Annotated in this window: 13 protein-coding genes and 2 pseudogenes; 10 read left to right on the top strand and 5 right to left on the bottom strand. The window is 53.7% G+C overall.

What is annotated here, in order from left to right; translation table 11 throughout:
• Positions 1-159, bottom strand: a pseudogene (locus AC2FM5_RS16840) (SDR family oxidoreductase); the annotation flags it as partial.
• Between AC2FM5_RS16840 and AC2FM5_RS16835 the strand changes: the two are divergent.
• Positions 146-316 (top strand): annotated as a pseudogene (locus AC2FM5_RS16835) (tyrosine-type recombinase/integrase); the annotation flags it as partial. The pseudogenes AC2FM5_RS16840 and AC2FM5_RS16835 overlap by 14 nt on opposite strands.
• Positions 317-540: 224 nt before the next feature.
• Here AC2FM5_RS16835 and AC2FM5_RS16830 read toward each other — a convergent pair.
• Together AC2FM5_RS16830 and AC2FM5_RS16825 are read right to left on the bottom strand one after the other, a co-directional pair.
• Positions 541-1,923, bottom strand: a complete 1,383-nt coding sequence (locus tag AC2FM5_RS16830; RefSeq protein ID WP_496736969.1) for a metal-dependent hydrolase family protein — start codon at positions 1,921-1,923, stop codon at positions 541-543.
• A gap of 585 nt (positions 1,924-2,508) precedes the next feature.
• Complete coding sequence (locus tag AC2FM5_RS16825; RefSeq protein WP_496736967.1) at positions 2,509-3,516, bottom strand: helix-turn-helix domain-containing protein; 1,008 nt, start codon at positions 3,514-3,516, stop codon at positions 2,509-2,511.
• 117 nt (positions 3,517-3,633) lie between these two features.
• Here AC2FM5_RS16825 and AC2FM5_RS16820 point away from each other — a divergent pair, with 117 nt between their 5' ends.
• From AC2FM5_RS16820 to AC2FM5_RS16805, 4 genes are all read left to right on the top strand, one after another.
• Positions 3,634-5,046, top strand: a complete 1,413-nt coding sequence (locus AC2FM5_RS16820) for an amidohydrolase family protein (RefSeq protein WP_254429908.1) — start codon at positions 3,634-3,636, stop codon at positions 5,044-5,046.
• 26 nt (positions 5,047-5,072) lie between these two features.
• Positions 5,073-5,837: a DUF3299 domain-containing protein gene (locus AC2FM5_RS16815; RefSeq protein ID WP_496736965.1), complete on the top strand. Its 765-nt coding sequence runs from the start codon at positions 5,073-5,075 to the stop codon at positions 5,835-5,837.
• A complete protein-coding gene (locus AC2FM5_RS16810) occupies positions 5,834-7,012 on the top strand; it encodes a carbohydrate porin (protein ID WP_496736963.1) in 1,179 nt (392 codons plus the stop codon). Before AC2FM5_RS16815 ends, AC2FM5_RS16810 begins: the two co-directional genes overlap by 4 nt.
• Positions 7,013-7,126: 114 nt before the next feature.
• Entirely contained in the window at positions 7,127-7,507 is a 381-nt protein-coding gene (locus AC2FM5_RS16805; protein ID WP_170337130.1) for a hypothetical protein, read from the top strand.
• 614 nt (positions 7,508-8,121) lie between these two features.
• On the opposite strand, the gene AC2FM5_RS16800 is transcribed toward AC2FM5_RS16805, so the two are convergent.
• Entirely contained in the window at positions 8,122-8,325 is a 204-nt protein-coding gene (locus tag AC2FM5_RS16800) for a hypothetical protein (protein WP_496736961.1), read from the bottom strand.
• Between the two features lie 236 nt (positions 8,326-8,561).
• Positions 8,562-9,317 (bottom strand): helix-turn-helix transcriptional regulator, encoded by a 756-nt coding sequence (locus tag AC2FM5_RS16795; RefSeq protein ID WP_480567270.1) that lies wholly within the window; start codon positions 9,315-9,317, stop codon positions 8,562-8,564.
• A 153-nt stretch (positions 9,318-9,470) separates the two neighbouring features.
• Between AC2FM5_RS16795 and AC2FM5_RS16790 the strand changes: the two genes are divergently transcribed.
• From AC2FM5_RS16790 to AC2FM5_RS16770, 5 genes are all read left to right on the top strand, one after another.
• Positions 9,471-10,583 carry an ABC transporter ATP-binding protein gene (locus AC2FM5_RS16790; RefSeq protein ID WP_496736958.1) on the top strand — a complete coding sequence of 371 codons (1,113 nt, stop codon included), beginning with the start codon at positions 9,471-9,473 and terminating at the stop codon, positions 10,581-10,583.
• Between the two features lie 34 nt (positions 10,584-10,617).
• Positions 10,618-11,781: an ABC transporter substrate-binding protein gene (locus AC2FM5_RS16785; protein ID WP_093962198.1), complete on the top strand. Its 1,164-nt coding sequence runs from the start codon at positions 10,618-10,620 to the stop codon at positions 11,779-11,781.
• A 38-nt stretch (positions 11,782-11,819) separates the two neighbouring features.
• Positions 11,820-12,671 carry an ABC transporter permease gene (locus AC2FM5_RS16780; protein WP_093962199.1) on the top strand — a complete coding sequence of 284 codons (852 nt, stop codon included), beginning with the start codon at positions 11,820-11,822 and terminating at the stop codon, positions 12,669-12,671.
• Positions 12,672-12,678: 7 nt separating this feature from the next.
• Positions 12,679-13,500, top strand: coding sequence for an ABC transporter permease (locus AC2FM5_RS16775; RefSeq protein WP_010442232.1), 822 nt, complete (start codon positions 12,679-12,681; stop codon positions 13,498-13,500).
• Positions 13,501-13,518: 18 nt separating this feature from the next.
• The coding region (locus AC2FM5_RS16770) for an SDR family NAD(P)-dependent oxidoreductase (protein WP_496736956.1) at positions 13,519-14,124 on the top strand (606 nt) is incomplete at its 3' end.

Below are 14,124 nucleotides of genomic sequence, written 5' to 3'. Positions count from 1 at the left end.
ACGGCCTCCCATCTGCTTTTCGAAGCCTGCATTGAAAGGGGTGTCTACAAATCCTGGACATAGGGCATTGAAACGGATTGCATGGACAGCGTAGTCGGCTGCCATCTGCCGAACCATCGCAACAGCAGCGTGCTTTGTAGTCGCATACGGCACGCATTCGCTAAGGCGCACCAAAGCCGCTCAAATCTATCGAAAGACCGGCAACCTTCGTGCGATCCAGCTCCTGCTCGGACACACCAAGGTAGACAGCACGGTTCGATACCTTGGGGTCGAGCTCGAAGATGCGTTGGCAATCGCCGAGAAGATCGACATGTAAACGATCGGCGAACGGCATAAGATGCCGTTCGCTTTCTGAAACCAGACGGACAGCCAAGGCCTCGCCAACGACGGGTGAGAGCCCTTCCCGACCGATGCAGCTTTTGTCACGAACGGGCAGAATGCCGACTGAGCAGACATCCGACTAAATCGGTTGGAAGACGGTTCGGAACCCAAAATGACTGTAGGAATAGGCGGTTTCACATCGAGCCGCCCAATACTTTGTTAGTCCAGAGTGTTCTTGTAGATAACACCGTCTTTCATGATGACGTCGAAATTGTTCTCCGGATCGCTGACGAGGTCGAGGTTCTCCAGCGGGTTGCCGTCAACGAGGATCAAGTCGGCGTAGGCGCCTTCTTCGACCACGCCGAGCGGACCCATCGGATAGGGCGTGAGTTTCTGCCCGAGTTTCAGCAGTTCCGCGTTGTCGCAGGTCGCCATCTTGAGCGCCTCGTAGGGCGTGAACCATGTCTGCAACTTGGCAAGCTGTGCGCCCTGCCGCGCGGCCAGATCGGCGCTGAAGAGCGTGTCTGTGCCAAAGGCGATCTTGACGCCGAGTTCCTTTGCCGTGCGATAGACGAAATCGGTGCCGTCCGTAACGAACTTGTACTTCGCCTGTTGGAACGTGTTCAGGGTCGGGGCGTCCTCGTCGTCGAGGAAGGGCTGCATACTGAGCCAGACATCGTTTTCGACGAAGCGTTGCAGCGTCTCGCGCGTCGACATGTGCCCGTGCTCGATGCTTTTGACGCCTGCGTCGATGGAATGGTTCACCGCCTCGTCATTGATCGCGTGGGTCATGACGTAGGTGCCCCAGTTCTCCGCCGCCTCAACCGCCGCTTCCAGCTCCGCAAGCGTGAATTGCTTGGTGTGGATCGGGTCGTAGGACGAGGTTACACCGCCACCGGCCATCAGCTTGATCTGGGTCGCGCCCTGCATCAGGTTCTCGCGCACGCGCTTGAGAACGACCGGGATCCCGTCCGCTATGTAGAACATGTCGGAGGTTTCCATGGGATGCAGCTTGTCTGGCGTAGCAGGCACATCCTTGGTCTGGCGAAAATCCTGATGGCCGGCGGTCTGCGAGATGCCGGGACCGGCCGGGAATACCCTAGGGCCTTCGATGATCCCCTCATTGGTCGCACGGGCGATGTCGAACATCGGACCGCCGGCGTCGCGCACTGTGGTGAACCCGCGGTAGAGCGTGTCGCGCTGTGCGACCGAGGCCTGAAGGTTCCAGTAGCCCTCATTGGTTGCGGCGAGTTGGGCAATTGTTGCGGTCGCAAAAACGCCATGCCAATGCGCGTCGATCAGGCCGGGCATGAGTACGCGCCCGTTGGCGTCGATCACGGTGGCGAACTCTGGCGGTTCGAGATCTGGCCCGATACGCGAGATCAGTTGGCCCGCGATGAAGACGTCCTGACCTTCCAAGAGGTCGGGAGAACATCCTGTGAAGATCTTTGCGCCGCGTATGAGCACGGCATTGGGCGTCGTGTCAGAACCGCTATCTTGGGCGAACGCGCCGCTGGAACAACCAATTGCTGCCGTGCAGAGCAGAAATGTGAAAATCCGCACAATCATCTCCATCCAAAGCGAAGCGTCGTCCTCGCTCACTGTCGAAATATCTTTCAGAATGGCAATGCGACGTCCTCGCATCCTCCACGCAGGGCCGCATAGCTCGATCCAATGAGTACAGCACATCGCAGTCGCCTCGCAACGGTCAATCGACGCGGCATTCTCAGCCTCACGCGAGGTCGGAATGGATGATCGTATTCCGTCCCGAACTATGTCCTGAATACGTTGTTGCTCAAAGGCAGCTCTCTGTGCAATCCGATCCTCGATTCAGAAGCAAGAAGCGTCCGGAATGCGCAGATAGCGGCCGTATAGAGGCGCAAGGCGAACGGCGGGAAAGTCCCGCTGAGCGGTTGTTCGGGGAAAATCGATCGATGTCCGAATTGCGGACTTTGCAGCCATCCGCATTCTTGCTCTAAAGGACCACAACAGCCCGAAGCGGACCTTCGCAACCAAGCTTTGCTAACTCCGAAATACACAACGAAACGGCCAGTTGCAGAGGTTGTATCGGCGGTGGCAACCAACCATTCATGTCGTCGACTAACCTGTTCAACGTCGCACTACAACTTCTCCGAACTGATCCCACGAGGACCTAATCTTCGAAGCGTTCATTTGGCTCGACCACATTTACTTGCTTCGGAACTTGGTCGGTGTCATTCCGGTCTGACCTCGGAAAAAACGAGTGAAATGGGACTTGTCAGAATAGCCGAGCATCAGACCAATCTCCGCAATTGTCATCTGGTCTTCTTTGAGGTGCTCCTTGGCGACATCGATACGCAGCCGTTTGATTTCGCGCGGTAGCGTTGTGCCTTGTTTTTGAAGCGCTTTCAGAAACCGTTCCGGTTGTATTCCCAGCATTCCAGCCACCATCTCTGGTCCCAAATCGGTTTCATCCAGTTTGTCGCGTAAGACAGATCGCAAAGCTGCCACCACGGTTACTTCTTCATCTTGTCGAAGTGATGCTATGGGCTTGGCAGAACCCTCAGAGACGTGGTGCAAAAACAACCATTCCACAGGAAAACTAATTTGCATTCCGGGATCAGTCCCAAGGCCAACCTCGATCCCTTTGTAGTCGATAGGCAGCCCATTGATGTATCTGCTTTCCCATCGCACACGGGAAGAGTCCCAGGACTCTCCGACGACGGTCTGCAATAGGCGTACATAGATTGCGGCACCAAAACCGGTCACCTGAATGGGTGGGACGGTTGGTTCCTGTTGCCTCTCGATACGATAAGTCGCTTTGTCTGCTTCAATGACAAGGCTGTGCCGCACAGAATTGGACTCCTGCGGCACGAGCTCAACAAAGCGGGTAAAAAACTCGAACAGCGTTTTTGTAGATTGCAAGGCTTGAGCGAAGGGCGGCCATCCTTGTAGGTCAAACGCTTCCCCTACATTCAGTCCTAGGTATCGATCCCCTGATACTTCTGAGAAAGCATTTACCAAGCCGTAAACCAACTCGGAGTGAACGAACACGGATGGGTTAGTCATCAGTTCAGCTTTCAAGCCGACCTGATCCAATGCTGGTTGCGGATTGATCTTACGTTCGGTGAGATATTGCAGAAAGGGAGCGGCTAAAGAGAGGCGAACAAAGCCCTCGCTATGCTCTCGGGAGGTGGAGTTGAAAGGCAAGCTCATAACCCTTGTTGGATTAGCTTTAAGAAGTGGCCATTTTTGCAGTCACATTCGTACATCCTAATTCAAAAGGGGCAACCGAGCCAATGAATTCCAGACTATAGTTGGCAAAACATGAATATGAAGGGAGTACTTATGTCCGGCTTACGAATGTCTCTTTGCTCGACGGCAATTGTCGCGGCAGTTCTTTCTTTTTCGGCGACCGCGCAGGCTCAGGATCAAGAAGAACCCCAAACGCTGTTTACCAACGTGCATGTCTTCGACGGCGTCAATGAACAGCGGATCGAAAATGCAAGCGTTCTGGTTGAGGGCAACCTTATCAAGGTCGTCTCAACTGATGCGATCGATGCCCCCAATGCGGAGGTGATCGATGGCGGCGGTAGGACACTCACACCGGGCTTCATTGAGCTTCACGCACACCTCATGCTCATGGGACCGTCTATCGCTTCCATGGAAACGAACTCGACCTGGGAGGATTTTGGCATCCATGGAACCAGGATGGCCGAGATGTACCTGATGCAAGGATTTACGACTGTAAGAGATGCTGGCGGCGCCAACGGCGGTCTGCGGAGGGCCATCGACGCCGGACAGATCGTCGGTCCACGTCACTATGCGTCAGGCGCGTTCCTCGGGACACGCGGCGGCCACGCTGACTTCGCATCCTTCACCTCGCCGCCGGGCGGACAGACCAACTTCGGTAATCTGAACATGGCGCAACAAGTCAGCGGTGTCGATGATGTCTACCTGTATGGTCGTAATAACATGCGCATGGGGGCGACACAGCTGAAATTCATGCAGTCGGGTGGGGTGATCTCGGCGTTTGACCCATGGCAGTTGCTCGCCGGCTCCAAGGAAGAAATCGAAGCTGCCGTTCAGGTTGCCAACGAATACGGCACCTATGTCATGGCGCATTCTTACCGCAAGGAAGCAATCATGAACGCCCTTGAGGCCGGTGTAATGTCCATTGAACACGGCTTCTCCTTCGATTGCGAGATTGCCGAGATTATGAACGAGAAAGGGGCTTACATAACGACTAACCTCACGGCTTTTGATCCGGGTTTGTTGGATATCCCATCGGTCAAGAACGAGCCCAAGAGCCTCGCGAAAGCGATATCGGCGTCCGCGACTTTCGCGAACTACATTCCGAATATGAAGGAATGCCCGGTAAAACGCGGCTTTCAGACCGATTGCGTGGGATCAGTGGAAGCATGCAACATCCAGATTGCTTATGAAAAACATCTCAATAACGAGTTCTTCGGACCGTACCAGTCGATGGTGACACTTACGTCAATCGGCGGTGAGGTCGTAGCTTTGTCAGGCGATTTTTCGAACCCTTACACGGCTGGCAAGCTCGGTGTGATCGAGGAAGGCGCCTATGCGGATATCCTGCTGATCGACGGTAATCCGCTCGAAGATTTCTCGGTGGTTGGTACGGGTGATCAATGGTTTGGGGCCGACCCGAGGCCTGAAAGCCCAGAAACAATCCGCCTGATCATGAAGGACGGTGTGATCTACAAAAACACACTGGATTGACCAGATAAGGCAGCCGGAGAGCATTCATGCGAAATTGGTTTTGCTCCGCAGTATTCGCAGGGTTGGTTTTGAGCGGTCATGATGCTGCGGCGACGCCTGGAACCGCGTTGGACTGGGCAGACCTGCCAGATCCGTCTGCGCAGGTCTTTGAAGACCCCTATCGCGAACTTAGCGCCGAACAATTCGACGATGTCCTTTACGTCGTACGGCTGCGCGGCAAGTTACAGCAGGATAGTGGCAGCGAAGAAGAGAGGCAGAAATGGCAAGAGCTTCTGACCGAGACTGAGGATGCCTTGGCGGCTGATGGGATTGACGTCGACTGGTTACTCGATCAGCGCGAGATTGTGACTGAACGTCGAAGAAAGGCTGGAACGAGCGGAAACCCGCAATTCGACGGCAGAACAATCACACTCGCGGGCTTTGCCATTCCTGCTCCAAGCGATCCGGACGGCCGGCCTGTGGCGTATTTGGTGCCAGAAAGAGGGATGTGCAGCCACATGCCTCCACCTCCGCCTAACCAGATGATCCGTGTGCGGTTGAACGGGGACTGGGCGCCTAGCTATTTCCACGAACCCGTTCGGCTGACAGGCACGCTGACTATCGATCCTTCCGTTCATAATATGATGGTTGTGGATGGCCTCATGCCTATGAATGCGACTTTCCAGCTAGAGGCGGAACGTGTCGAAACTCTGGAAACCGAGGCAGACAGGTTGGAATGGAAGCAGCGTGCTGCTGATCGCATCCGCGCGGCAGGAAATCGCAAGACCGGTGGGGCACAGGCGTCAAAATGATAAGACTTCTGGTTGCCGCATTGAGCATTGCATTTGCTGGCGCAGCGTCGGCTCAGGGACTATCCGGGCCATCTTCAGTCGAAGCCGATCTTGCGCCCGGAGACGGGCTCACCGATCCGCAATATCGTTCCGATTTTCCACGCAACATCGCACCGGGTTGGTTTCAGTGGAAAGACCGACTGGCTGAGGGTGGTTTTCGGTTCAACATTGACTACCTGGCATTCGGCCAAACCACGGATGCTGATCTGGGAACCGGCGAAGCAGCCAGCGGAATTGCGCGGTTCTACGGCAGTTGGCAGGCAACTGAACGGGGGTCTCTGACATTCAAGATCGAAGACAGGCACAGTTATACTGACGTTGCTCCGCAATTTCTCGGGCTGGATGGCGGAGCCCTTTCAATCACGGGAACAGCCTTCAATGACAACGGTTTGCTTCTGACCAATTTGTTCTGGACCCAAAGGGCTGAGAATGGGTCGTGGGCGCTGCAAGTCGGCCAGATTGATGTAACGGACTTTGTGGATATCTACGGGTTGGTAAGCCCCTACAGTGGTTTTCAAAACCTGTCTTTCAATACCAACCCGACAATCAACACGCCCAACCAAGGCCTTGGTATTGCCGGTGGGGTAAAGCTGAGCGAGAACCTCTACGCCGTTGCCAGCGTATCAGACGCAAACGCCGACCCGTCCGATCCAAGCTTTGATGTGTTTAGCGACGGCAATCTCTTCAAGTCGCTCGAACTTGGGTACACGTCCGGCTTTGATCGCATCTACTTCGACAATATCCATCTGACCCTCTGGCATGCGGATGCGGCTGACGATGGCAGTCGAGCAGAAGATTACGGTGCAGCGTTTTCCGCCGCATGGTTTGTTGACAATAAATGGATGCCGTTCTTCCGTGCAGGGGCCTCGAAGGGAACCGCAGCGCTTTATGAACGGTCGATTTCTGCCGGTCTCGGTTACTATGGTCGCAACACCGATTTGGCCGGTCTGGGCCTAAACTGGGCCGAAGCAAGAGGCATAGATGGCGATCAGTTCACGCTTGAAGCTTTCTACCGCTTTTCAATCTCACCCGGACTGCAGATCACGCCATCGGTACAATTCATTTCCGACCCGCTTCTAAATCCCGATCAGGACCGGATTACCCTGTTCGGTCTAAGAACCCGGATCGTTTTCTAATGCGGGGTGAAGGCAGTCACTAAGGGGTGTGCCAAAGGGCAACTAAGAGAGATCAAGCGCGTGCCGGAATTTTCAACGCCGGTCGAATGAAGTTGGGAAGCAAAGGAACAATCTATGAAGATTGCATACGGAATTCTTGCAGCCTTAGCAGTTGTGTTTTTCATCCTTGGAGGCAGCGATGCCCATGCCAAAGACAACAAGGGTAAAAAGCCGAACAAGGGGGGCAAGAACGGTGATGTCAGCATTCAGATAGAAGACAAACCCGGCAAAGGCCCAAAAGCTGTACCACCTGGACAGATCAAGCGCTACACGCGCGGTGCCAAGCTCCCATCTGACCTGGAGTTCGAGGATATTGGGGACCTTTCCAAATGGAAGCTTGGGGAGCCGGGCAAAGGAAACCGCTACATTCTGGTCGATGACGAAGTCCTCGAAGTTACGAATGACCTGTCTACCGTGGTCGATGCCGTCGGCATCGTCGGTGATCTTCTAAATTAGGCGAAAGTACGATGTTTCAGGGCAAGAACTACCTCGTTTGCCCTGACGCTGGCCGGGGCGATCATTTGTGAACCCCGGCCCAAGTTCAAAACCCGGATCCGAGGCGCTACGATGATAAAGGCCCTTCTTGTTCTTTTTGCGCTTGCTACCTTTTCGTCAGCACGCGCCCTACTCGCTCAGGAAAACGGTGCAACTGAAGTCCCGCAAACAATACGCTTTGAGGGCTATGTATAGCCCAGTCGCGAAGCAGAACTGTCGCCTTTGGTGGACAATGTGGTCAACCGGACTTTGCAAAGTCTGCTTTCTGCGCATTGCTGTCATTGGGGCATAGAGCAGCATCGGTCAAAGTGGGCTCGAAGCGGTAGTTCGCGGAAGGTTGTTCGAATGACTGTGATGCGGGACAAAGCGGTCTATGATTCTCTAAATAAATCGGCCGACCTTGGGTTTACAGTACACGGTAGTGGAGAGTGAGAAGGATTAGTTGTCTTCACTGCCTGAAGTATAGTGTCTCAATTGGCACCCTTATAACATGCTGAGCAGGACGTTATGGCTCACGAGCGTCCAGATACCCTCCGGTTAAGCCCTTTTGAGTGTCAGATGGTATCGTCCCAAAATTAGGTTGTTGGTTGTTCGGGTGCGTCACCCAGAGCCAGCAGCAAAAGAATAGCCAAAAGGGGTGATCCAACCAGACCGATCAGGAACCAGATCAAACCAGACCGGTAGCGCCGCCCTGCCATCGTGATCGGCAGGATATAAAGCCAGATCACGACAACCAGCAAGATGAGCATAAAAATCAACTGGATAACTGGTGCGTCCATGAAATTTTGCCTTTCGTATCTTGAAGCCATTTTTAAAACGGCTGATCCGGTTAGATAGACAATGGCCCGAAAGCGTTTTCGGGTATTAATTTAGCCCAACTTGGGTCCCGGGCGTCCCAACCCTCTCCCTTTGGGTTCCTTGGCTATCAGACAGTGCCGTCCAAATGTTTGGTGTTTTCCGGGTCACAAGGTAGCAAGGTCGGCAAAACGGACAAAGCGGGTATTCAAGGAACCTTCTAAAGAGCCTTTTCAATGAACTTTGAAAAAAGCTCACCCTGCGAGTTGATCCTAAGTTTCGCGTAAATGTTGCGTCTGTGGATGCGGACTGTGCCTGGAGAGATGCCGAGAATTGTGCCAACAGCTTCTGCCGAATGGCCTTTCAATGTGAACTCAACGACTTCTCGTTCTCGTGACGTCAGAACGCCATCGCCAAATGCCTGGAATGCTAGATCAACGCGACGACTAACGCCATTCGCTGCGGCGCCGCGGGCCATCGTTGGAAAGTCACTCCAATGTTTGCAACAGGCTGCCCGAACGAGCGGCCATAGAGCTTGCAAATGACGAATTTCCTTGGCGGAAAAAGGCTTCTCTGCTCGCATGAGCGAGACCACAACCATCCCAACGCCTGGGATATCGATAAAGTAGCCAATCTCCTCTGCTAACCCAGTCCTTTTGTAATAGCTGCGATAGTATTCGCCCTGATAGAACCTGTCCGGTGCGATATCGCGCATGCGGTACAGACCCGGTGTTATTGGTTTTGTCGCGGCCAAAAAAAATGGATCAAGTACGTAGGGCCCGGCTTGGTAATCCTCAACAAAAATACGCCGCTTGCTTTTGGGGAAATCGTCGTGAATGTCTATTGGTGCTTCGGTTCCGACATGGCCAAACACCACCGTAAAATCAAATGGTGCGACCTGCCGTAAGCCATCTGCCAAAGCACATGGAAATTCTGGGGTTCCGATCTTCTCCACGACCCTGCCGGCCTCTTCCATCCAATCGTACACACGTCGCTCCAGATTTTCGAAAAGCACTTCTATACCCCAATTGTGGTATATACAGTTATTCCGAGTTATTGTTACTTTTTCCTTGTTTGAGTGGTATGCCAACAAATGCCAAAAAATCAAGCAAAAGGAAAACGGCAGTATATGAGCTTTGACATGAGCGTCACCATGCAGACGATTGCGGAACTCCGAGGAGTGACCAAGACCTTCGGGAATGTGGTCGCCGCCAAAGACCTGAATCTTTCCATTGGGAAAGGAGAGTTCCTGTCGTTCTTAGGCCCATCTGGTTGCGGCAAAACCACTGCGCTTAGAATGTTGGCAGGTTTCGAGAAGCCTACTGAAGGTCAGGTGTTGCTCGATGGAGAAGTCGTCAACGACTTGGATGCGCACCATCGCCCAGTCAACATGGTGTTTCAGCACTATGCTCTTTTTCCTCACCTAAGCGTGTTCGACAACATCGCGTACGGCCTGCGCCAACAACGACCACGCGTAGACAAACAAACAATCGCGACAAAGGTTGAGCAAGCGCTGGAAACTGTCCGTCTTGGTGGGTTTGGCCCACGTCGCATCTGGGAGATGTCTGGTGGTCAGCAGCAACGCGTCGCTTTGGCGCGTGCGATCGTAAACGAGCCCAAGCTTTTGCTGCTTGATGAACCAATGGCTGCTCTGGATCGAAAGCTTCGAAAAGAAATGCAGTTTGAACTGCAGAACCTGCAACGACAACTAGGGATAACTTTTGTCCTCGTCACGCACGACCAAGAAGAAGCGCTTTCAATGTCCGACCGAATTTGTGTGATGGAAGGCGGCAGTATTGTGCAGGTTGGCAGCCCACGCGAACTCTATGACATGCCCCGCAGCCGCTACGTGGCTGGATTTGTAGGCACCTCAAATTTCTTTGATGCAACTGTGACTGACTCAGCAACCGACCAAATCACTGTGCGTTTAGCGAGTGGCCAAAAGGTGCACGGAACTCCGGAGATTTCAATAGATGCAGGGCAGGAAGTGTGCGTTAGTATCCGTCCTGAACAGATCACGCTGACCCGCGCGCTACCCACAGCTGAAATCGCTCTGCCAGTTACCATTCAAAATCGGATCTTCCTTGGGGAGCACACAGAATACCTTGCGCGCAACGAAGCACTGGGTGATTTCCATGTACTTGTGCCAAGGCAAGCGGAATTGAACGAGGGGACGTTCAATGCAGGAGAGCAGGCCTTTGTTTCATGGGGCGAAGGCGCACTGCTGATCCTGGAAAAATAACAAATCCCGCAATCCAACAACAGAGAGGTTCACAATGACCAAGGATAATGGGACTATTTCCAAGCAAAAGTTCATGGAAGAGCTTCGCCGGTACCAAAAGGGTTCGGTTACACGGCGACATTTCTTAGGCGTGACAGGTCTTGGGATGGCAACGGCCGTTCTGGGCACGGCCATTCCTGGGTTGCGTCCACGCCCGGCATTTGCTGCCGGGGACATTGGCGACCGAGTGATCCTCGCCACATGGCCGAACTACCATGACGAGATGAACTTCGAAGCCTTCACGGAAGCCACTGGCGCCCATGTTCAGGTCAATGTTTTTGGCTCGAATGAAGAGATGTTGGCAAAACTACAGGCTGGAGGGTCTGGCTGGGACGTTTTCGTTCCAACCAACTACACGATCACTACGTATGTGGGTGAAGATCTGATCATCCCGCTCGATACGTCCAAACTGCCAAACTACGACGCAGGTTCATTCGAACAGCGCTTTTCCGATGCCGGTTCTGTCGATGGCCAGCTTTACGCGGTCCCAAAAAACTGGGGCACGACTGGCTTTGCAGTGAACACCAGCAAGCTTGACGGCGCTCCGACTCCAACCACATGGAAAGAGTTCTGGGACCTTACTATGGAAGGTTACTCAGGCCGGACAATGGTGCATGATTACCAACTCACCACCATCGGTAATGCCCTGAAATACTTCGGCTACTCCTTCAACTCGGTCGATGAGAAGGAACTGGCGGATGCCGAGAAATTGTTACTGGATGCCAAACCGCATCTGTTTGCAATCTCGTCGGATTATCAGCCACCGATGCGTAACGGTGACGCCTGGATGACGATGTGCTGGACAGGTGACGGCAAGCAGATGAATGTCGACATGCCTGAAATCGCCTACGTTCTGGGAACTGAGGGCGGTGAACTCTGGTCCGACTACTACGCTATTCCTAAGGGCGCACCCCATATGGATGCCGCTTATGCCTTGATCGACTTCCTGCTGAACCCGGAAGTTAATGCGAAAGAAGTCCTCGCTCACGGCTATCCATCGGCTGATGCTCGCACCAATGCGTTGCTGCCGAAGGAACTACTGGAAGATCCGATCCTTTATCCGGCAGCTGACCTTCTGAATGCACTCGAGTTCGGCGCGGCGGCTACACTAACCGATCCAAACCGTGCCGAGTTGCTCGCCCGCTTCAAGTCGGCCTAAGCGGCAAGGCCGCCAATATCGGAAAAGACGAGGACAAAATGACCGAACGAGGCAGAAAAGCACTGTTGCTGGCTCCAGCAGGAATATGGCTTTTGGTAATGCTAGCCCTTCCTCTGCTGGTCGTCTTCGTCTTTTCCTTTGGCGAACGGGGTGCCGCCGGGGGCTACGTTCCAGCGTTCACGTTGGAACAATATGCCAACCTTCCTGCGCGATGGACGGCGTTTAAGAACACTTTGATCCTTGCACCTCTGGGGACTATCGCTGCGTTGGTAATTGCCTACCCGCTCGCCTACTTTCTTGCAGTGCGTTGTTCACCAAAGTGGAGAACTTCGCTGTTGATCCTAGTGATCGTGCCGTTCTGGACATCGATCCTGATCCGGTCATACGCTTGGATTTTCATCCTTGGGGGGCGTGGCTTGCCCGCTTTACTGGAGTCGATCGGCATCGATGATATCCGCCTGATAAATACGCCGTTCGCTGTGCTTGTCGGGATTGTCTATGGGTATCTACCTCTGATGGTTTTCCCGATTTTTGTAAGCTTAGACAAACTGGATAAACGCCTTCTGGAAGCATCGGCTGATCTCGGCTCTACCCCATGGCGTACGTTCCGTCAGGTGACACTTCCTTTGTCGGTACCTGGTATCGCAACTGGCTGCATGCTGGTCTTCATCTTGCTGATGGGCGAGTTTCTGATCCCAGCGATCTTGGGCGGCGGAAAGGTCTTTTTCGTCGGAAATGCGCTGGTGGACCTGTTCCTGCAGTCTCGGAACTGGGCGTACGGATCGGCGGTCGCAATGACTCTGGTTGTCGTAATGCTTGTCACTGTCTCAATTTACATGAAATTCATCTCACGCCTGGGTGGCCAGCGCGAAGATGTCTCGCTGATGTGAGGGTCCGATGCGCTTATACGCGATTTGCGTCTACCTTTTTCTCTATATTCCAATCGGCATCATCGCGCTTTTCAGCTTTAATGCCGGACGACACGCAAGCCAGTTCATGGGGTTCTCGACCCAATGGTATGGTAAAGCGCTGAACAACCCATTTGTAATGGACGCGCTCGAGACCAGTCTGCTTGCGGCATTCATAACTGCTTGCCTCGCATCCACTCTCGGAACCATGGCGGCCATCGCTTTACAAGGGGTTAAGGGATGGCTCCGAACTTTGTTTGATGCGATGATTTATATTGCGATAATGATACCCGGTATCGTCATCGGCATCGCGACACTCATTGCCCTGGTCACCGTATTCGGCTGGCTAAACCCGCTTCTTGCAAGCCTATGGCCCGATGGAGCAAATCCCCCGCAACTTTCCATGGGGATGCCCACGCTTGTCGCCGCCCACACCATGTTCACAATGGCGCTGGTCATAATCATCGTACGTGCAAGGCTATCGGGTATGGACCGCGCGCTCATGGAAGCTTCGGCTGACCTCTTTGCGACGCCCTGGGGCACCTTTCGACAGGTGACCCTGCCGTTGATAGCACCGGCAATTTTGGCAGGCTTCCTCCTCAGCTTCACTTTCTCATTTGATGATTTCATCATCGCGTTCTTCGTAGCTGGCTCAGAAACAACCCTGCCAATCTACATATTCTCATCCATCCGGCGCGGCGTAACACCCGAGATCAATGCCATCGGCACTATGGTTATGGGCGCGTCGCTCTTGTTGCTCGTAGCAGCGCAGCTGCTTTTGCGCCGAGGCGCCTCAAAATCGAATAATTAAATAAAGGAGCCAAGTGACATGCGGCTTGCAGGTAAAGTCGCGCTCGTGACGGGCGCGGGATCAGGAATTGGTCGGGCGGGTTCAATGGCAATGGCACAAGAGGGTGCGCATGTTGTGGTAACCGATCGCGATGCAACCCTTGCTGAAGCCACTGTGGCCGCGATCGTAGCGCAGGGAAATCAAGCATCTGCCATACAGCTTGATGTGACCGATGACGATGCCCTTACCAGAACCATAGACGAAGCAGTTAAAAACTTCGGAAGGCTTGACGTGTTGCACTCTCACGCTGGGTTGCAGATCGAAGGAACGCTGGAAGAAGTGGAACCAGATGGAATGGATGCTTCTTGGGCATTGAATGTCCGCGCTCACTTCATTGCCGCGCGTGCAGCCGTCGCCCATATGAAATCACAAGGTGGAGGCAGCGTGATCGTCACGGCCTCCAATTCTGGGGTTCAATATGACCGCGGTATGATCGCCTATGCGACTACAAAGCACGCTGCTGTTGCGATGGTCCGGCAGATGGCAGCCGACTACGCTGTCCATGCAATCCGTTTCAATGCCCTATGTCCAGGATTTGTAGACACCCCTTTCAATGCAGGCTTCGAAAAGCAGATGGGAGGCCGT

The organism is Ruegeria sp. BHSA162 (assembly GCF_059613385.1).
This window is presented reverse-complemented; position numbering and strand designations above follow the sequence as displayed.